The sequence below is a fragment of the Arthrobacter alpinus genome (assembly GCF_900105965.1).
Taxonomy (GTDB): Bacteria; Actinomycetota; Actinomycetes; order Actinomycetales; family Micrococcaceae; genus Specibacter; species Specibacter alpinus.
Window position 1 is genome coordinate 1,506,336 of the sequence record NZ_FNTV01000001.1, and the last position, 19,747, is coordinate 1,526,082.

The following is a 19,747-nucleotide window of genomic DNA, read 5'->3' on the forward strand; positions in this document are numbered from 1 at the left end:
GCGGGCGCGCGTGGTGCATAGTGCCACACGCCAAGTCGCCGTAGTGTGGGACTGTGAGCAGAATCAATCAAGGAGAATCAGGAAAAACCGGGCCGTTGTTGCAACCGGCACCCGGCGAGGACCGGGTTACGGTCATGCTGGCCGCGTTCGAGGGCTGGAACGACGCCGGCGAAGCCGCCAGCGACGCGCTCAAATACCTCCACAGATTGTGGGACGCCAAGAGGGTTGCCGTCATTGAGCCCGATGAATACTACGACTTTCAATTCACCCGGCCTGAGGTACGGCTGACGTCCACAGGCGGCCGCAAGATTAAATGGCCAGTCACCAAGATTGCCAGGGCCGCAATTCCCGGAACCAACATAGATGTGGTGCTGGTCCACGGCATTGAGCCTTCATACCGCTGGCGCGCCTACACGGCCGAGATCCTCGCGAAGGCCGCAGCCTTGAATGTCAGCCACGTGGTGCTGGTAGGTTCGCTGCTGGCCGATGTTCCACACTCCCGCCCACTCCCCGTCACGGCAACGTGCGACGACGAGGAACTCGCCGCGAGCCTGGATTTGGAAGCCTCCCAGTATGAAGGCCCCATAGGGATTGTGGGCGTGTTGAACGAGGTGGCCCTGTTGGCCGGACTGCCCACCATTTCCCTGTGGGCGGCCGTGCCGCACTACGTTGCCCAGGCCCCCTCCCCCAAGGCTGAGCTTGCGCTGCTGAACAGGATCGAAGACTATCTTCATGTTCCGCTGTCAACAGATGAAATGGCCGACGACGCTCAGGCGTGGGAACGCGGCGTGAACGACCTCGCGGCGGGCGATCCCGAAATTGCCGCTTACGTCAAGCAATTGGAAGAAGCCAAGGACACGGCAGAGCTTCCGGAGGCCACAGGAGAATCGATCGCCACCGAGTTTGAACGGTATCTGCGCCGCCGCGGTCACGAACAGCCGTAGCCTCCGCTTGCATGTGTGGAGCCGCATCAGCGGCTCCACACATGTTCTACAGCTCGATGCCCAGCAAGGCCTCGACAGCGTCGGATACCAGGTCTGAGTCCCGCGCAGATACCTGCTCCGGCACACCGTCCACCACGGCGACGGGAACGTTGATTGACGCCGCCAATGCCGCCGTCAGTGACGCGGTGGCCCATGCGTCAATTGCTGCGACGGCGCGGGGTGCATCCAGATCCTGCGAAAGTGCCGATCGTAGTTCCGACAGCAACGGCTTGGCCGAACCTTCAGGGGCAACGTGTCGGGCTTTGCGCCAGCGCTCCAGGCGGTATTCGGAATCGTCCAACAATTCTTGGGTCCAGAACCAGTCGCTGCGGTAGTGGTGGGCGAGGATGGCCAACCGGATAGCGGCAGGCTCAACACCGGCTGCACGGAGCTTGGACACGAGGACTAGATTTCCGCGGGACTTGCTCATCTTTTCGCCGTCGAGGCCAACCATGCCCGTATGGGTGTAGTGGCGCGCCATCGTGGTGTCTTCCAACGCGAATGCGTGGCCGGCGCCCATTTCGTGGTGAGGGAACACCAGATCGCTGCCGCCGCCTTGCACCGTGAACGGCTTCGGCAGGAAGCGTTGGGCAATGACGGTGCACTCGATGTGCCAGCCCGGCCGGCCTTCGCCCAAGGAGGCACCTTCCCACGACGGTTCGCCATCGCGGGCAACCCGCCAGAGGAGGGCATCGAGTGGGTGGCGCTTGCCGGCCCGAAGGGGGTCTCCGCCGCGTTCGGCGAAGATGGGGACCATTTCTTCTTGGGTGAGACCGGAAATCTGTCCCAGCCACCAGGGCGCGTCGGGGCCGCTGACCTTAGCGGCAGACGAGGCGGCCTCCACGGAGAAGTAAATATCGCCGTCGGGCTCCCCTTCGCTGCCGACAACCGGGTAGGCAAGGCCTGCTGCGATGAGCTTTTCGACTTCGGGAACAATCCAGCTGATGGATTCGACGGCACCGATGTAGTGCTCGGGAGCAAGGACGTTCAGGGCTTCCATGTCAGCATGGAAGAGTTCGGTCTGGGCGATGGCCAGCTCTTGCCAGTCCACGCCGTCGCGAATGGCGCGCTCCAGCAATGGGTCATCAATGTCTGTGACATTTTGCACATAATTGACCGTGCGATCCTGGTCGCGCCAAGCGCGATTGAGAAGATCGAAGGCCACGTAGGTGGCTGCATGGCCCATGTGGGTGGCGTCGTAAGGGGTGATGCCACAAACGTAGAGGCTGGCCGGTTCTGTCTCCGGCAACAAAACTACGCGCTGGGCGGTAGTTTCATGCAGATGGATGGCCGGCATAACGCCTGGCAGCTGAGGGAGGGCATGGGACTTCCAAGTTTTCACAGAGCTAAGCCTAACGGGCGAGGGACCCGGAATGCGCGAAACGTGTTCCAGACCCCTCGACGCCCAGGACTTTACGGCGTGATCACATTGGTGCCGAGGAGAATATAGAGAAGGAGACCCAAGCCGATCCGGTACCAGACGAATGGCAGGAAACTCTTGGTGGAGATGAACTTCAGGAACCAGCCGATGATGAGGTAACCCACCACGAAGGCCACGACGGTAGCCAGGGCGGTCTCGCCGACTCCGAACTGCCCACCCGCGGATTCATGCCCGGACAGAATCTTGTAGAGCTCGAAAAAGCCACTGGCGAACACGGCTGGAATGGCTAGCAGAAAGGAGTAGCGGGCAGCCGATTCACGCGTGTATCCCATGAGGAGCCCTGCCGTAATGGTGCCTCCGGACCGCGACACACCGGGGATCAACGCAAGTGCTTGGGCGAATCCGAAGATGATGCCGTGTTTGAGGCTGAGATCTTTCAGTTCCCGCTTCTGGCTGGCCACGGTGTCGGCAACGGCCAAGATGAGGCCAAAGACGATCAATGTTGTGGCCACGATCCACAGATTGCGCAGGGTGGATTCAATGTGACTTTGGAAGACTACGCCCAGGATGGCAATGGGCACGCTGCCCAGGATCACCAGCCAGCCCATGCGTGCGTCGGGGTCGCTGCGCGGAATTCGTCCCCGTAGGGAGCCCCACCAGGCCTTGATGATGCGGACAATATCGCGCCAGAAAAAGACCAGCACGGCCGTCTCGGTGCCTAGCTGGCTGACAGCTGTAAAGGCTGCTCCAGGATCGGCGCCGGAAGGCAGGAATTTGCCGACAACAAAGAGATGGGCACTAGACGAAATCGGGAGGAATTCTGTCAAGCCCTGGACTAGGCCTAGGAAGGCTGCTTCAAACCAGTTCACGCGTTTTAGCCTAAAGCATGTCTGAGCCCGAACTTTCCAGAGGTGCCCGCGACGCGCATTGAGAGGCGGAAGTCACCGTAAGCTTGCAGCTATGGAACAACGATTCATGGGCACTAGCGGGCTGCGCGTGTCTGCCCTGACTCTGGGCACAATGACCTGGGGCAGTGAGACGGACGCCGAAACGGCGAGGGCGCAACTAAGAGATTTCGTAGACGCCGGCGGAACCACCTTGGACACCGCGGTGAGCTATGTGGAGGGACGCAGTGAAGCCATCTTGGGCGAACTGTTAGGAGATGTGGTGCCGCGCAGCGATGTGGTGCTGGTCTCCAAGGCCGGAATTAGCCACCGGCACGGCAAGCGCATGGTGGACACCTCGCGCCGCTCCATGCTGGCGGGGTTGGACGCATCACTGGCGAGGCTCGGGACCGATCACTTGGATCTGTGGCTGGCTAACATCTGGGATGAGAACGTTCCCCTGGAAGAGACGCTGGGTGCACTGGAATTTGCCGTTAGCAGCGGACGGGTTCGGTACGCGGGCGTGTCCAATTACAACGGCTGGCAATTGGCCCGGGCCGCGTCTCTTTGCGACGCCCCTATTGTGGCAAACCAGGTCGAGTATTCATTGTTGGCCCGGCGCGTGGAGCAGGAAGTAGTTGCCGCGGCCGAACACGTGGGTGCTGGCCTGTTGTGTTGGGCTCCGTTGGGCCGCGGCGCGTTGACCGGCAAATACCGCGGTCAGATTCCTGGTGATTCCAGGGGCGCAAGTTCCACGATGGGCGGTTACGTGGAGAAGTACCTCCAGGGTCGTCCTGCCCGCATCACAGAAGCACTTATTACGGCCGCCAAGGGTTTGGGACGTTCTCCTTTGGATGTTGCCCTGAGTTGGCTCCTTGAACACCACGGAGTTTCCGGAGCCGTTGTGGGTCCGCGAACCCAAGGGCAATTACAGGAAATCTTGACGTCCTCACTGGCACCCTTGCCGGAGCAAATTGTGACGGTGTTGGACGAAGTCTCTCACCTGAAAACCAACTAGGCACCTTGCGCGGCGGCCGCCAAGAGGCGGCTAGAACAGCAAAAGGTACGTCAGGCTCTCTTCAGGGGCCTGACGTACCTTCATTCGAAAGATACTAGTTATTACTGCTCGTTGGCAGCTTCAGATTCCTCATCCGATTCGATTTCGTCTTCGTCATCTTCGTCAATATCCTCGCCGTCCTCGCCGTAGATAACCAACGGGGTCACCTCGTCAAAGGCGTCAAACAAGGCTTCCTCGTAGGCCTCAAAAGCATCGATAATGCCCAGAAAAGTGGCTTCTACGATCGGGTCTTCTTCACCCCGGCGCGCGGAGGCGGCCACGAGGTGTTCTTCTAAGGCTGTGGTCAATGCACTCAGTGCTGCGCGGGGATCAATGCTCATGCGATTGACGGTACCAGTGTGCGTGCGAACTTGAAAGTCCTTTTGCGGTGCAGGTCCTCAGCAGGGCCGGCACGCGGTAGCTTTGGTAGTGAGCGCAGGGTTTGAAGGCCATTTGCAGAAGGGACAGTCAATGCGAGAAACGTTGAAACCGGCAGCGTCCGGCCGTGGGGCACCCATCCGGCAATTCGAGTATCTGGTCATCACTGTCAGTCCCGGTGAGTCCGTGCCAGGAGCCTACCAACGCCTTCGAGAACACGCAGAATACGGAAAATGGGAACTCGAACGCAGCACCTTGTACATGGGCGGCGAACGTAAATACCTCATGCGGCGCAAAGTCCTGCGTGTGGAGCGGACCCTGGACATCTACTAGAGCGGCCTCCGCAGATCGGTCTTACTTCATCTACGGTTCCAGCGGCCCCAGCCACGCCGAAGCGATAGTTGAGTGGGCCGATTCGTCATCGGACGGGTGGAACATTCCTGCCAGGACGTCACGGTACAACCGGCCCAGCTCATTGCCGGCAAAGTAACTCCCGCCGCCGCTGACGCGAATCATGAGGTCCACCACGGTGCGGGCCGTCTCGGTGGCACGGACCTTCAGTCCCACCAACTTGGGGAACCATTGCCCACCGTGATCCACCAACTCATCAATATCCCGCACCACCGATTCCAGCTGCGGGTAAAGCCCGTCCATGGCCATCGCAGCGTCGGCAATCCGCCATCTGATGTCCGGATCCTGCGCGTAGCTCTTGCCAGTCTTCTTGGACGTGCGTTTGTGAACGGTGGCCACACCAATCTGCAGCGCCCTTTCTCCCAGACCCGTGTACACGGCGGCCAGAAGCGACTCGAAGCAGGCAAAGATCGCAAAAATCAAGGGATCGGCATTAGGTCCCACGGGCAACTTTCGAAACACTCGATCAGCCGGCGCAATGGCGCCGTCTAAAACAGTGGTGTTCGATTGGCTTGCCCGCATCCCCAGGGTGTTCCAGTCGTCCTTGATGGAGTATCCGGGTGTTTCGCGCGTGATGAAGGCATGGACCAGCAGCGGGTCCTGCCCCGACGAGTCCTTGCCAAAGACGCCCAGCCGGGTCCAGGCCGGGGACAACGAAGTGAAAATCTTGGTTCCCGTAAAGGAATAGCTGCCACCGCCCAAGGGTTCGGCCACGGTGTTGGAATCAAACAGCACGGAGTCGTTTCCCGCTTCCGAGTTGCCGAAGGCAAAAACCTCACCCGCCACGGCCTCCGTCAAGACAAACCGCAGCGAGTCATCCCCGCGCTGCCCCAAGAGATGCGCGACACCGGTCCACACCAAATGCATGTTGATCGCCAAGGCTGTGGCCGGGGCCGCCGTCGCCAGCCTTCGCTGCGCGGCGGCCACCTGGGCCAGGCCAAAGCCGAGTCCGCCGTCGTCCGTGGAAGCAAACATGCGCAGGTACCCCTGGGACTTAAGCTCCTCGAGATCCTCAAAGAAGAACTCATTGCGCTCGTCATAGCCCTTGGCACGGGCCCGGAAACGCTCAAGCAACTCATCCGGGAGGAGCTCGCTCAATTCAACACTCATGACCCGAACCCTTAGTAGTTGCTCAACAAGCGGTCCAGGACGCGGACACCAAATTTCAGTGAGTCAACAGGTACACGCTCATCAACACCGTGGAACATTCCGGTGAAGTCCAGATCGGAGGGCAGCTGCAGCGGGGCGAATCCGTATCCTGTGATACCCAAACGGCTCAATGACTTATTGTCCGTGCCACCGGACAAGGTGTAGGGCAGGACTGTGGATCCCGGGTCCTCCGCATGAAGTGAATCGATCATCGCGTCCACGAGGTTGCCGGTGAAGGGTGTTTCAAGCGAAACATCGTTATGGATCGTGGAGATGTCGATTCCGTCGCCCGCAAGCTCGCGGACAAGCTCCAGAACCTGCTCGTGTTGGCCCGGGAGCGTCCGAATATCAATCATGGCCTCAGCCGTGCCCGGGATGACATTGGCTTTGTAGCCGCTCTTGAGATACGTGGGATTGGCTGTGTTCTGCAAGGTGGCGCCAACAAAACGGGACACGGTGCCGAGCTGGCTCAGCAGGGTGTCGGGGTTTGATTCGTCGAACTCAATTCCGGTCAGTTCGGAAACACCTTCAAGGAAGGCCCGAGTGGTGTCCGTGTACTCAATGGGCCACTCGTGATCGCCGATTCGAGTTACGGCGCGGGCCAGGCGGGTCACGGCGTTGTCCGTGTTGATGTGTGAACCGTGCCCTGCGCGTCCGTGAGCCGTCAGGCGAAGCCACGCCAACCCCTTTTCTGCGGTTTGCAGAAGGTAGGCGCGCTTGCCGTTGATGTCGGTGGAGAAGCCGCCCACCTCGGAGATGGCCTCGGTGGCGCCCTCAAAGAGATCGGGCCGGTTGTCGACGCTCCAGCGCGCACCGTAAGTGCCGCCGGCTTCCTCATCGGCGAAGAACCCGAAAATAATGTCCCGCTTGGGCCGCCGGCCTTCCCGTCCCATGGAGCGCATGACGGAGAGGATCATGGCGTCCATGTCCTTCATGTCCACGGCCCCGCGGCCCCAGATCAAGCCGTCACGTTCCTCCCCACCGAAGGGGTCAACACTCCAGTCACTGGCTTGGGCTGGAACCACGTCAAGATGGCCGTGCACAACGAGAGCCGGCAAGGAGGAGTCGGTGCCTTCAACCCGGGTGACAACATTGGCCCGGCCCGGGGCGGACTCATACAACTCCGGTGAGAATCCAACTTCAGAAATCAGTGCAGCGGTGTGCTCGGCGATCGCCCGCTCCCCCGGCCCCTCATTGTCTGCATAGTTGCTGGTGTCGAATCGGATGAGATCTGCACAGATACCGGCAACTTCGTCCTGTGGCCTGACGTTATTCACGGGAAACTCCTTTGTGGGATGACGTACAACCCACCCTACCTTTCGGGGTCTTTGACCGCCTTTGGGAGGTAAAGAATGTACCCCTTTGCCTCAATTTTTGTTTCTGGGAAAACTCGTGTATTGTTTTCATCGCTGCTGCGGCGGACAACGGTTCAACCGAAAGGAAGAATTGGTCCGCTGTGATCACTGCGCGAGTGGCGGAATGGCAGACGCGCCAGCTTGAGGTGCTGGTCCTGGAAACGGGGTGAGGGTTCAAGTCCCTTCTCGCGCACTGACAGACTCCCTGAGAACTTCGGTTCTCAGGGAGTCTTTTGTTTTTCCAAATATTTCTCTCCAATGAAATTCATTAAAATGTGATTGAAATCACCAAAGCCGAGATTCAAGGTTAGCTGCCAGAATGTCGGAGCCCCGCGCTACTCTACAAACCACAGCATGAAAGTATCATCACGTGGCGCTGGCCCGTTTTCTTCAGTTCACATCCCAGCATTCCAGTTTCACGGGTAAGGAGCACAGCGTCATGGATCCGAGCAGCGCGTCCACAACAGCACCCACTGCCCACAAAGCGAAGAAGACGCTCAGACTCATCACTGCACTGCTGGCGAAAGCAGAAAATACTCCTTTCCCCGCCGAAGCTCAAGCGTTCCAGGAACACGCCGAACGGCTCATGGTCCGCTACGGGATTGAACAGGCAATGATTGACGCCGAGGCTGGCAAGGCGGGCAAGCCGCAGGAACCCATGATCGAGGAACGGTTCGAACTCACGGGTGCCTACCGCGTAGGGCAGGCTCGTGGATTCACGGCCATTGCCTTGGCGTTCAGCACGGTCAGGGTTCTCCACGCAACCGGCAGCAGCAAAAAGATCCTGTACCTGATCGGGGCGGACTCTGATGTAGGGCAGATTGTGCGGCTCTTCAACTCCTTGCAGGTCCAACTCGCCGCTGCCATGCAGACATGGTGGCTGAACTACCCGTACAAGCCCTACCTTTCGACGCACGAAAAGACTCTGGAACGCCGGCAATTTCAGCTCGGCTTTCTCACCACCGTGGCCGATCGCATCGAGGCACTCTACAATCTCGAATCCGTCCAGGGCGCGTCAGGAAATGAGCTGGTCCTCACGGGGCGCCGGGAGCGGGCCGACGATCATGTTAGGCTCCTCCACCCGGCACTTCGCAATGCCCGCCCCCAAACAATCTCACAAGGATCAAGCACAGCGCACGCGGCTGGAAGCTACGCGGGCACCCAGGCCACCGTCAATAGTGAGGTTCAGGTAGCGGCCCGTCCCGCCCTGCCGGGCTGGCAACAGTGATCTGCGGGGTGGCCTGCACCTAAGAAGAATCCACGACCGACTAAGTCCAACGGCAAAAAGGGACGCTCCCGTAAGGAATCGTCCCTTTTCCCTGCCTGTTGGCACTCAGCTTGCCGAGACGGTTCCGCTGAAGAACTTCCTGGCGGTTCGCACATTCCAGGCGGTAAATGCCGAACTCAGCCAAACGCCGTCGTCCGTCCTGCGGTCCACAACTTCCAAGGAAACCGAAGCCGGAAGGAAAACTGGGGAATCGAAGGAGATGTCCCAAGCGAAAGATTCCGGTTTGGACTGCGGCACGGTAGCCAGGACACGAGATGCGGCATACATACCGTGGGCTATGGAGCGACGCATACCCAACGCCTTTGCAGTCAAGACACTGAGGTGGATCGGATTGAAATCACCCGAAACAGCAGCATAGGCCCTGCCTGTGTCGACGCCCAGCTTCCACTGTGCGGTGGGAGTCGGGGGCACAAAATCAAGCCGTTGCGCCGCAGCTGTTGGCTTGTCCAGACCGGGAAGGAACACTCCCTTGGCCAGATACGTCGAGACCCCACGCCACAAGAGTTCTGTGCCGTCAGCGCTGTGGATCTCGGCCACAATTTGCACCTGGGTGCCGCTGCGGTGCCCCGTCAGATCCCGCGCCCAAGCCCGCAAACAAAGCTCATCCGTAAAGAGCACCGGTGAAAAATGCTCCACCTGGTTGCGCAGGTGAATCATGCCAAGCAATGGCAGCGGAAAGTCATCCTGAACCATGACACTCATTCCCACGGGAAACACCAAGGCATGCAGGTAGCCCGAGGGCAATACATCGCGGGCTGGCTCACCCATGAGGTGAGCAAACTCCGTAACCTTCGCCAAGTCAGCCCGGACTCCGCGCACCTCAACTGCCCGTGATGGCAACGCCACCACGGGCGCACTGCGCAGGAGCCTGCCCTTGGCTGCACTTGCCGCCGCATTGACATAAAGCTTTGACAGTGAGGGCATCTCTGTCAACAACGTGGCGTCCGTCATTGCCCCACCAGGTTCTGGCCGCAGACGCGCAAGATATTTGCAGTCACTCCCGCCGCAGCCGGCTGGGCAAAGAAGGCAATGGCCTCGGCAACGTCAGTGGGCCGTCCGCCCTGTTGGAGGCTATTGAGCCGGCGGGCCACCTCCCGCGTGGCAAACGGGATCTTTGCCGTCATGTCCGTTTCGATAAAGCCGGGTGCGACGGCGTTGACCGTGCCACCGCGTTCGGCCAGCATCGGCGCGGTGGATCGCACCATGCCGATGACACCAGCCTTGGAAGCGGCGTAGTTGGTCTGCCCTCGATTACCGGCAATGCCACTGGTTGACGCCACGCTGATGATGCGTGGGTTCGTGACAAAGTCGTTGCTGGCCAAGAACGCCTCATTCATGCGCAGCTGAGAGGCAATGTTGACGGCGATGACCGAATCCCACTTGGCGTTGTCCATGTTGGCCAACAATTTATCACGCGTGATTCCCGCGTTGTGGACAACGATGTCGAGGCGGCCATAGCGCTGTCGTGCATGCTCCAGAATCCGCTGGCCCGCATCAACATTGGTGATGTCCAGCTGTAATGCGGTGCCCCGGATCTCGTTGGCAACAGCCGCGAGATGGTCCCCGGCCGCCGGAACGTCAACGGCGATGACGGTTGCCCCATCCCTTGCCAAGGTCCGGGCAATAGCCGCGCCAATTCCTCGCGCCGCTCCGGTGACGACGGCGACACTCCCCTGCAGCGGCTTTGCCCAATCAGGCTGTTCGGACAATCCTGCAGAAGAAGCCGTCAGGAATTGTCCGTCAACGAAGGCGGAACGGCCAGAGAGGAAAAATCGCAGTGTGGACACTGCACTGGGATCCGCGGCGGAGACTCCATTCGCCAAGAGGATGCCATTTGCTGTGGCTCCGGCCCGCAATTCCTTGGCAAGAGAACGCACAATCCCATCAATTCCGTTGCGCGCTGCCGCAATCGCGGGCGCATCGGCGGCCACGGCAGGACGGGAGATCGTCACAACTCGGGCGTTCTTGTTCAGGTCGCGCAATGCAGCGCCGATGGTAAGCATTGTTTCCGAGAGTTGCTCTGGATGACCTAGCTCATCGAGCACCGCCACAATAGCGCCGAGTTTTTCCTTCGGTGTTGCATGCCGGCGCACGTCTTGGTGCCAATCGAGCAGCACCTTGGCAACGCCGTCGGCCCCGGCACCTTGGCCAAGGACCAAGATGGGCCCGTCCACCAAGGGAGCCTGAGGGCTGTACCGGCGAAGGATGACGGGCTGGGGCAGGCCCAGCCGCTTGGCCAAATCCTTGCCGAAGCCCCGACTCACGAATTCCGTGTATTTGTCTGCCTTCTCGCGCAGGCCGGCAGCCGCATTTTGAGTTGTCATAGGGATTACCGTGCTTCCAGGATTGCCACGACGCCCTGGCCACCAGCGGCGCAGACCGAAATCAGGCCACGAGCCGGACGGCCGTCAACGTCACCGCGTTCATGGAGCATTTTGGCAAGTGTTGCAACCAGCCGGCCGCCCGTAGCGGCGAAGGGGTGGCCAGCAGCTAGAGAAGAGCCATTGACGTTGAGCTTCTGGCGATCGATGGAACCCAATGCTCCATCCAAACCCAGCCTGGTGGTACCAAATTCCTCGTCTTCCCATGCAGCCAGCGTGCTCAACACTGTGCCGGCGAAGGCTTCGTGGATCTCGAAGTAGTCGATGTCATCCAGCGTCAGGCCGTTGCGAGCCAACAACCGCGGAACCGCAAAAGCCGGTGCCATGAGCAGCCCGTCCTTGCCATGAACAAAGTCCACTGCCGCAGCCTCGCCGTCCAAAACCTCGGCAAGAATGGGCAGGTCACGTGCCTGTGCCCATTCCTCGGAGGCCAGCAGAACCGCAGACGCACCATCGGTCAAGGGGGTGGAATTGCCGGCAGTCATGGTGGCGTTGTCACCCAACGACTTACCAAACACAGGCTTGAGTGTGGCCAACTTTTCCAGGGATGTGTCAGCCCGAAGATTCGAGTCACGTGTCAGCCCGCGGAACGGCGTCACGAGGTCATCAAAGAAGTTGCGGTCGTAGGCGGCGGCCAGGTTCTTGTGGCTGGCCAAGGCGAGTTCGTCCTGGGCTTCGCGGCTGATCTTCCATTGCGCCGTGGTCAAGGCCTGGTGCTCACCCATGGACAATCCAGTTCGCGGCTCGCCGGTAGACGGCGCATCCGGGGTGAGGTCCTTAGGGCGGATGCGGCTGATGATCTTGGCCTTCTGGCCCACGGTCTTGGCCCGGTTCAGGTCCAGAAGGATGGCCCGCAGGCCCTCACTGACAGCAATCGGCGCGTCCGAGGCAGAGTCGACTCCACCAGCAATGGCCGACTCAATCTGACCCAGCTTGATCTTGTTGGAGAGCCCCACAACAGCTTCCAAGCCCGTGGCACAGGCCTGCTGCAAGTCATAGGCCGGAGCAGTGGCTGCCAGCGCCGAACCAAGGACGGCTTCGCGCGTGAGGTTGAAGTCCCTCGAATGCTTAAGGACGGCTCCGGCGGCGACTTCGCCGATTTCTTCATCCGCGAGGCCGAAACGGGCAACGAGACCATCCAGCGCGGCAGTCAGCATGTCCTGATTGGAGCAATGCGCATAGGCGCCACCGGATCGTGCGAAGGGAATGCGATTTCCACCAACAATGACGGCCTTGCGAATACCTGGGTTCTTAGGGGCGGCATTTGCTGTTGAAATTGGCTGCGTCAGAGTACCGGACTGATCGGATACGGATTCGTTGCCTGATGTTGTGGGGGTGGTCATGAAGCTCTCTCCTTCGGGAACGCCTTGTGTTACTGATACTCAGCGTACCTGATACGCTGAGTATCGTGAACACGTTACAACGAGAGTCGGCCACGCCAGTTCCTTCTTCCATGCCCGGCCAGCCGCTTGGCTCTCATGATGCCCCGCTAAGTGGTGGCCAACAGCCCAGCGAACCCACTGTGGACGGGCGTTCGGCGCGATGGGAAACCCACCGGGAGGAGCGACGTCGTGCCTTGATCAAAGCCGCACGACGCGCCATTCACAAGCTCGGCCCGGATGCATCCATGGAAGACATCGCCGCCACGGCAGGAACGTCAAAGTCTGTCTTCTACCGCTACTTTGGTGACAAATCGGGACTGCGGCAGGCTGTGGGCGCCGTCGTCATCCGGAACATGCAGGACACCATCGCGGCAGCTCGGAAAAATGCCACCCAGCCCAGGGAAGGCGTGACGGCAATGGTTGCCGCCTACCTTGAAATGGCGCAGACCTCACCGAACGTGTACTTTTTCTCGACCATCCCGGCCGACGGTGAAGGACGGCCATCTGGCGAACTCAGCGGATTCTTCGACTCCGTGACCAGCATGCTCACCGAGCCATTGCGCCATCTCTTGGGTGACCCTGAGTCCACACTGCTGGGATATTGGCCCACGGCCGCGATCGGCCTAGTCCGCACCACCGGTGAACTGTGGCTGCAGGCCCCGGACGATCCCGCAAAACCAGACTCCGCGGCAATGGCGCAACAGATTTCCGCTTGGCTATTCGACGGCGTGGGGCAGCTGCTCTCCGCCTCCCCCATTTCAACAACCGCAGCAGAAGGATAATCATGACCAATGTATTGACTCCGGTTTCTTCGGCAGCGCAACACGATGGCGCCACCGTTGACGTCGCCGCGTTGGGCGAACTCTTACTGGGCAAATGGTCCCAGGTCCGTTTGGCGGCCCGCGAGTTGGCAGGAAGGCCGGAACTCCACAAGGTTGAAGGGTTGAGCCACACGGAACACCGCCGTCGTGTTTTCGAGCAGCTCGGCATCTTGGTAAAGCAAAATGGCGTCCACCGTGCGTTCCCCACCCGGCTTGGCGGAAGTGACGACCATGGCGGCAACGTTGCTGGCTTTGAGGAACTAGTCCTCGCCGATCCTTCACTGCAGATCAAAGGTGGCGTTCAATGGGGCCTCTTCGGCTCTGCGGTTCTGCACCTTGGGACCGAGGAACACCAGAACAAATGGTTGCCGGGCATCATGAACCTGGATATCCCGGGCTGCTTTGCCATGACCGAGATCGGCCACGGCTCCGACGTAGCCTCGATTGCTACAACGGCCACCTACGATGAGGCAACGCAGGAGTTCGTCATCAACACTCCATTCCGCGCAGCGTGGAAGGAATTCATCGGCAATGCCGCCGTCGACGGGCTCGCTGCCGTGGTGTTTGCCCAACTCATCACGAGAGGCGTCAACCACGGTGTCCACGCACTCTACGTCGAGTTGCGCGACCCGGAAACCAAGGAATTCCGCCCTGGTATTCAAGGCCTTGATGACAACATCAAGGGTGGCCTGAACGGGATCGACAACGGCCGCCTTGCCTTTGATAACGTGCGCGTCCCACGAACGAATCTGCTCAACCGGTACGGCGATGTAGCCGCAGACGGCACCTATAGCTCCACAATTTCGAGCCCGGGACGCCGTTTTTTCACCATGCTCGGCACTTTGGTTCAGGGCAGAGTCTCCCTAAATGGTGCCGCCGTCGCCGCGTCCAAGGTGGCTTTGAAAATTGCCATTCAGTACGCCACCGAACGCCGGCAGTTCAACGCCGCCTCGGATATTGAGGAAGTTGTCTTGCTGGACTACCAGCGCCACCAACGCCGGTTACTCCCCCTCTTGGCCACCACCTACGCGGCTGCTTTCGCCCACGAGGAACTTCTTGTGAAGTTCGACGGCGTATTCTCCGGTGAGCATGACACCGACGAGGACCGCCAGGATCTGGAAACGCTGGCAGCAGCATTGAAGTCACTGACCACATGGCATGCTTTGGATACCCTGCAGGAATGCCGCGAGGCTTGCGGCGGATCCGGTTTCATGGTGGAGAACCGATTCACGTCACTTCGCGCCGATTTGGACGTTTACGCAACGTTTGAGGGCGACAACACGGTCCTGCTGCAACTTGTGGCCAAGCGGCTTCTGGCTGACTACAGCAAGGAGTTCAGCAACCTTGACTTCGGTGTCCTGGCACGGTTTGTGGTGGGGCAGGCGGCCGATCTGACCTTGAACAAGACAGGGCTGCGTCAAGTTGTTCAAGCCCTTGCCGACACAGGTTCTGCCCAGAAGTCAGCCAAGGCACTCAAGGACGAAGATACCCAGCGCCAATTGCTGGCAGACCGCGTCCAGACCATGGTGGCCGAGACTGCCAGCGCACTTAAGGAAGCCGCCAAACTACCCAAGCACAAGGGTGCGGCAATCTTCAATGACAACCAAAACGCTCTCATCGAGGCCGCCCGGGCGCACGCCGAACTCTTGCAATGGGAAGCATTCACCACCGCTTTGGCCCGGATCGAGGACGCAGGAACCAAGAGAATTCTGACCAAGCTGCGTGACATATTTGGTCTGGGCTTGATCGAAAAGCACCTGGATTGGTATCTGATGAATGGCCGCATCTCGATGCAGCGTGCACGCACCCTGGCGCCATACATCAATCGACTCCTCGCAAACATGCGCCCCCACGCCTTGAACCTTGTGGACGCATTTGGCTATGGGCCCGAACACCTTCGCGCCACCATCGCTTCCGGCATTGAGCGTGAGCGCCAAGACGAGGCCCGCGACTATTTCCGGAATCTTCGAGCCAGCTCAGATGGTCCTGTTGACGAAAAGATCCTGATTCAAAGGGCCAAGGCGTCCGCGAAAAAGTAGTCCCTCTTCGGTAATGTTCGACGGCGGCACCCTCATCCGGGTGTCGCCTTCGTGCGTTTCTGCGTTGGTTTAGCAGCCGGTGCCTTGTGGGTTTTGGATGCAGTTGTCGGCGTAGAGGTTGGTTTTTGCCCGCCAGACGGTGAGGGGTAGTGGCGGTGAGGCGATGTTGCCTTGGCCGGGGATGGGTAGTTGTGGTCCGTTGTTGACGGTGTAGCTGCCGTTGAAGTGGGTGGTGAGGTTGATGGTGAGGTGGCCGGTTTCGGTATAGATGTGGCTGGTTTGGGTTTGTTCGCCGATGCGGTCTTGGTGGAGGGGTGCTCCGTGGGTGGGGGTGGGGCCCCAGATGGTGCCGTCGCCGTAGTTCCAGGTGTAGGCGGTGGGTGTGGCGGTGATGGTGACTTGCTGGCCGAGCATGGTGAGGTTGAAGGTTTGGGTGGTGGCTTCGGCCCAGACGTTGGTTTCCTTGCCGCGGAGGGTGTGGGGGCCGGGTTGGCTGCCGATCGTGGCTGCGACGATGGGGCTGCGTTGAAACTCGTGAGCTATTGAAGCGGCTATTTCAGCCAGGATGTCACGAGGCTTCTCACCATGGATGCACTCGGGACCAGAATGAAAAGCCCAAACAGGTGGAGTCTTGGAGGCTTCTGCGACGTACCAGTAAACGACAGTGCCGGGCTTACCGTCAGGACTATCGATATTGGACATACATGACGGCATCACTTGGGCACATTCTTCGAATATCCTGCTGTCACCAGAGGTGCAAGCCACACGCGCATCGTAAATGAGTGGATCTGAAGTTCCTTGCGACGGTGACCGTCCGTACTCATCGTCAGTGCCCGGAATCGACACCCACCCGCTTGTCTCAATTCCTGAGTCAATCCACTCCGCGATAGGAGGATCATTCGCTTCCGCCACCGATGCGGACGCCACTCCACTTTGAAGAATTGTGGCAAGACTGACTGCCCCAATAATTCCACCCAAGCTGGGTTGTCGCCGACTCACGCCCCACTCCCCTGTAGGTGTTCCACCGTGATAGCAGTCCAACGGCCGGAACCATAGGTCGCAATAAGAATGTCAGCCACCGTTGGCTTCACGCCACGATCTTCAGCCAGCGTTTTATCGCCGCGGTAGTACTTAACATTTTGCTGCCTGACCATCAGCGTTACCTGGTAGTTTCCATCCGCGGCCGGAGTGAATGGAGTGTCTGAACTTAGGACATGCATCTGTCCCCCGACAATCCATCTGCCTTCCTCGTGCCATGGAACAACGGCCTCTTTCATGGCGTTGCATGTTCGACATCCGGGGTCGGTGATGGTCATCATGGGTTCGGGATCGCCTGTTTCGAAGGCGTAGCCCAGGGTGCTGTACCAGTATTCGGTGAAGGCGATCAGGCCTTCCTTGCTGAATTCTTGGGCTTTCGCCGGTAACACGGGTTTGGGTACATTTTCGGCTGGACCGGTATCGCTCGCGGGCTTGTAGACCGCGGCCGTGGGCGGCGGCACGGCCGTGGTCGTGGTGGGGGGTGTGGTTTCTCCTGCTGTGCCCGCCGGTGAGGTGACTCCTGGGCTCGGATCATCACCGGAACTGGTGCACCCAGACAGGACAAGCATCACGCTAAGGAACACCACCACCCCTGGAACCACCCACCCACGGCGCCCGCTTCGATACCCATACCCGTCGCCGTGCCGGTGCTGATGCCGGTCGCCGTGGTGGTGTTGGTGTGGCTGGCCCTGTCCCTGCATGGTTATGGCGTGTGTGGTTGTGGTGTTGCTGTCCATCATCACCGGCCCCCAGAGGTGCTGTAGGAGTAGCAGGCCTCCTCGTTGAGGCCCGCCGCGTGTGGCTTCCTTCCAAAATACACACAGCCACCAGATCCTGCCAGAACTTATCCACACCCCCGAACCACCACGGACCGAACCTTATCCAAACGGACAAGACACCCCACCACCACCCAGCAGGTCAGCAAGGGCTTATCGCTACGGGCGGGGTTGATTCCTCCACAGCCCCTCACCGGTGGATACTTGTGCAGCAATGGGCCAGGGGCTGGGATGAATGTCAGAGCCCTGTTTTAGAATATATGTATGAGTACAACGGCAAGACAGCCGGAACACCGTTCACCGGTGGGAGGCGATACACGGGTTGGTGAACACATTCATCAACTCCTCAATCTTGCCCACGCCCTCGTCCACGCCACCACCACATCCGCTGTTGGCGACACCACTGTTGGTGAGACTGCCACCACCGCCACGGCTGCTGCGGGTGGGGTGGTGTGTGGTGTTCAGCTGGGTGGGTTGAGTGATCAGGAATTAGTGGGCTGGGCTCAAGACCTAGAACATCTGGCCCGGTTCCAGCAAGCCCTCAACGTCCAGGCCGCAGCCGAAATAGCCCACCGCACCAGTGCCGGCCGCTACACGGCCCTCGGGACCCGAGGACCCAAGGAAATGCTCGTGCAATCACTACAGATCAGTACCGGTGAAGCCGCCCGCCGGCTCGGGCTAGCCGAGGCGATCCTACCCACGATCGATACCATCACCGGGACCCCGACCCCACCGACTCAACCCGTCCTGGGCCAAGCGTTCCTCACCGGAACAATCGGTCAAGAACAAGCCATCATGGTCTCTAAATTCGTCACCGACGCTCAAACCCTGCTCCACGACGGACGAATCAGCGCCACAACCCTGCACGAGGTCCAAAGCACCCTCGTCACCTCGGGACAAAACGAGAACCCAGACTTCCTACGCCGCATCGGTACCCGCGTCATGAGCCTTCTAGACCCCGATGGTCAACAACCCGGCCCCGCCGAACTCCGCGCTAAACAAGGCATCACCTTCCGCCAACCCCGCCGCGGACTCGTCGGCTTCAACGGCTACCTCACCCTAGAACAACACGAAACCATCATGACCATCATCAGCCGCTTCACAAACCCCAACCACCACAAAAACATCAACCCCACCACCACCACCAATGCAGGCGATACAGACACCACAGCTGCGGCAGACTCGGCGGGTCTGGCAGGTGGCGTGGGGAGGCTCCAGGAGCAGGAACTCACAGAACAAGCGACCTTATTCGAGGAACTCGCCGAATTCGCCACCCTGTTCACCCCCACCAACCCCACACCACCCGATCACTCCCCAACTCAATCCCCAGCTCAATCCCTGGGTGAATCCCCAGACGATTCCTCGGGTGCATCGGCGCCGAAAGCTTCTACCCAACCCCCGGAACCCCGAGAACCCATTGATCCCTCTGATCCCTCAGGTGCGTCAGGTTCTTTGGATCCCTCGGGGCCAGGCGATGCTGGGTGGGATCCGATCTGGGACGACACCGGACCCCTCACCCCACCAGAGGCCACCACCGCTCCACCCACCACCACAACCAACACTGGAACTGGCACAACGGATGGTGGGGTGCGGGTACCGCCCCCGGGCTCAGAAGAGATGGTCGCGGGTCTAGACCCGATCGATCCGAACAATACCGACCCGGCCGTGAAAGATGATCGGAGCTACGCGCAGAAACTCCTCGATGGCGTCATCGACTGCCTCAAACTCGCCGCCCGCACCGACACGCTCCCGCTCAACGGCGGACTGAAAGCTCAACTCATCATCACCACCCGCCAAGAAGACCTCGACCGCAACGACAACCAAGGCCTCGCCTTCACCGTTCACCACGGCCCCGTACCACTAACCCTGTTCGAGCAATCCCTGTGCGATCCCGACATCACCCGCATCACCCTGGGAACCGGTCAAGACATCCTCAACGCCGCCCGCACCGAACGACTCTTCACACCCGCCCAACGCAAACTCCTCCTCGCCCGCGATCTCGGCTGCACCTTCCCGGCCTGCACAGCATCAGCCCTCTGGTGCGAAGCCCACCACATCATCCCCTGGCACCAAGGAGGCGAAACCAACCTCAACAACGCAGCCCTGCTCTGCAGCCACCACCACACCATGATCCACACCACCGACTGGACCATGGAACTCATCCACGGCACCCCACACTTCACCCCACACTTCACCCCGCCCTACCTCATCGACCCCACCCAAACACCACGCCACAACACCTACCACCACGGCCTCCCCACACCCACCTACCCCACCACCTACAACCAAGGCTGGAACACCCAAAACAACACAAACACCACCAAACAATAAAAAACAACGGACCCCGATCCAAAGATCAAAGCCCGCTGTTCAACTAGTCAAATCATGCAGTTCAACTAGAATATGACATCTAAATGTCACATT

At 59.9% G+C, this 19,747-nt stretch carries 17 protein-coding genes and 1 tRNA gene; 8 read left to right on the forward strand and 10 right to left on the reverse strand.

Annotated features, from left to right (window positions below; translation table 11 throughout):
• The first annotated feature begins 62 nt into the window (after positions 1 to 62).
• The gene (locus BLV41_RS07115) at positions 63 to 944 is read left to right on the forward strand and encodes a PAC2 family protein (RefSeq protein ID WP_074713161.1); all 882 of its coding nucleotides are present in this window, start codon (positions 63 to 65) and stop codon (positions 942 to 944) included.
• 46 nt (positions 945 to 990) lie between these two features.
• Here BLV41_RS07115 and mshC read toward each other — a convergent pair whose 3' ends face one another.
• Together mshC and BLV41_RS07125 are read right to left on the reverse strand one after the other, a co-directional pair.
• Positions 991 to 2,325, reverse strand: coding sequence for a cysteine--1-D-myo-inosityl 2-amino-2-deoxy-alpha-D-glucopyranoside ligase (gene mshC / locus BLV41_RS07120; RefSeq protein WP_074711167.1), 1,335 nt, complete (start codon positions 2,323 to 2,325; stop codon positions 991 to 993).
• Positions 2,326 to 2,396: 71 nt separating this feature from the next.
• Positions 2,397 to 3,233, reverse strand: a complete 837-nt coding sequence (locus BLV41_RS07125; RefSeq protein ID WP_044575861.1) for an undecaprenyl-diphosphate phosphatase — start codon at positions 3,231 to 3,233, stop codon at positions 2,397 to 2,399.
• Between the two features lie 91 nt (positions 3,234 to 3,324).
• On the opposite strand from BLV41_RS07125, the gene BLV41_RS07130 reads away from it, so the two are divergent.
• The gene (locus BLV41_RS07130; RefSeq protein ID WP_074711168.1) at positions 3,325 to 4,266 is read left to right on the forward strand and encodes an aldo/keto reductase; all 942 of its coding nucleotides are present in this window, start codon (positions 3,325 to 3,327) and stop codon (positions 4,264 to 4,266) included.
• A 101-nt stretch (positions 4,267 to 4,367) separates the two neighbouring features.
• Here BLV41_RS07130 and BLV41_RS07135 read toward each other — a convergent pair whose 3' ends face one another.
• The gene (locus BLV41_RS07135) at positions 4,368 to 4,646 is read right to left on the reverse strand and encodes a hypothetical protein (RefSeq protein WP_074711169.1); all 279 of its coding nucleotides are present in this window, start codon (positions 4,644 to 4,646) and stop codon (positions 4,368 to 4,370) included.
• Between the two features lie 130 nt (positions 4,647 to 4,776).
• On the opposite strand from BLV41_RS07135, the gene BLV41_RS07140 reads away from it, so the two are divergent.
• Positions 4,777 to 5,016, forward strand: a complete 240-nt coding sequence (locus BLV41_RS07140; protein WP_044575850.1) for a DUF5703 family protein — start codon at positions 4,777 to 4,779, stop codon at positions 5,014 to 5,016.
• Between the two features lie 30 nt (positions 5,017 to 5,046).
• Here the strand turns inward: BLV41_RS07140 and BLV41_RS07145 are convergent, their stop codons facing one another.
• Together BLV41_RS07145 and BLV41_RS07150 are read right to left on the reverse strand one after the other, a co-directional pair.
• Positions 5,047 to 6,204, reverse strand: coding sequence for an acyl-CoA dehydrogenase family protein (locus BLV41_RS07145; protein ID WP_074711170.1), 1,158 nt, complete (start codon positions 6,202 to 6,204; stop codon positions 5,047 to 5,049).
• An 11-nt stretch (positions 6,205 to 6,215) separates the two neighbouring features.
• Positions 6,216 to 7,520, reverse strand: a complete 1,305-nt coding sequence (locus BLV41_RS07150) for a M20/M25/M40 family metallo-hydrolase (RefSeq protein ID WP_074711171.1) — start codon at positions 7,518 to 7,520, stop codon at positions 6,216 to 6,218.
• A gap of 188 nt (positions 7,521 to 7,708) precedes the next feature.
• Between BLV41_RS07150 and BLV41_RS07155 the strand changes: the two genes are divergently transcribed.
• A tRNA-Leu gene (locus BLV41_RS07155) sits at positions 7,709 to 7,791 on the forward strand.
• Positions 7,792 to 8,037: 246 nt separating this feature from the next.
• Positions 8,038 to 8,826 carry a DUF2786 domain-containing protein gene (locus BLV41_RS07160; protein WP_139244242.1) on the forward strand — a complete coding sequence of 263 codons (789 nt, stop codon included), beginning with the start codon at positions 8,038 to 8,040 and terminating at the stop codon, positions 8,824 to 8,826.
• Between the two features lie 105 nt (positions 8,827 to 8,931).
• Here BLV41_RS07160 and BLV41_RS07165 read toward each other — a convergent pair whose 3' ends face one another.
• From BLV41_RS07165 to BLV41_RS07175, 3 genes are read right to left on the reverse strand one after another with little or no spacing between them, the layout of a single operon-like run.
• Complete coding sequence (locus BLV41_RS07165; protein WP_074711173.1) at positions 8,932 to 9,837, reverse strand: MaoC/PaaZ C-terminal domain-containing protein; 906 nt, start codon at positions 9,835 to 9,837, stop codon at positions 8,932 to 8,934.
• The gene (locus tag BLV41_RS07170) at positions 9,834 to 11,210 is read right to left on the reverse strand and encodes a 3-oxoacyl-ACP reductase (protein WP_074711174.1); all 1,377 of its coding nucleotides are present in this window, start codon (positions 11,208 to 11,210) and stop codon (positions 9,834 to 9,836) included. Before BLV41_RS07170 ends, BLV41_RS07165 begins: the two co-directional genes overlap by 4 nt.
• Before the next feature lie 5 nt (positions 11,211 to 11,215).
• Positions 11,216 to 12,610 carry an acetyl-CoA C-acetyltransferase gene (locus BLV41_RS07175; RefSeq protein WP_083360639.1) on the reverse strand — a complete coding sequence of 465 codons (1,395 nt, stop codon included), beginning with the start codon at positions 12,608 to 12,610 and terminating at the stop codon, positions 11,216 to 11,218.
• A gap of 65 nt (positions 12,611 to 12,675) precedes the next feature.
• Between BLV41_RS07175 and BLV41_RS07180 the strand changes: the two genes are divergently transcribed.
• Positions 12,676 to 13,431, forward strand: a complete 756-nt coding sequence (locus BLV41_RS07180; RefSeq protein ID WP_244516776.1) for a TetR/AcrR family transcriptional regulator — start codon at positions 12,676 to 12,678, stop codon at positions 13,429 to 13,431.
• A gap of 2 nt (positions 13,432 to 13,433) precedes the next feature.
• A complete protein-coding gene (locus BLV41_RS07185) occupies positions 13,434 to 15,509 on the forward strand; it encodes an acyl-CoA dehydrogenase family protein (RefSeq protein WP_074711175.1) in 2,076 nt (691 codons plus the stop codon).
• 69 nt (positions 15,510 to 15,578) lie between these two features.
• Here the strand turns inward: BLV41_RS07185 and BLV41_RS07190 are convergent, their stop codons facing one another.
• Both BLV41_RS07190 and BLV41_RS07195 read right to left on the reverse strand, forming a co-directional pair.
• On the reverse strand, positions 15,579 to 16,211 hold the full coding sequence (locus BLV41_RS07190; RefSeq protein WP_244516777.1) for a hypothetical protein: 633 nt from the start codon (positions 16,209 to 16,211) through the stop codon (positions 15,579 to 15,581).
• Between the two features lie 293 nt (positions 16,212 to 16,504).
• Complete coding sequence (locus BLV41_RS07195; RefSeq protein WP_074711176.1) at positions 16,505 to 17,287, reverse strand: DUF6318 family protein; 783 nt, start codon at positions 17,285 to 17,287, stop codon at positions 16,505 to 16,507.
• A gap of 300 nt (positions 17,288 to 17,587) precedes the next feature.
• Between BLV41_RS07195 and BLV41_RS07200 the strand changes: the two genes are divergently transcribed.
• Positions 17,588 to 19,654: an HNH endonuclease signature motif containing protein gene (locus BLV41_RS07200; RefSeq protein WP_083360641.1), complete on the forward strand. Its 2,067-nt coding sequence runs from the start codon at positions 17,588 to 17,590 to the stop codon at positions 19,652 to 19,654.
• Positions 19,655 to 19,747: the final 93 nt, after the last annotated feature.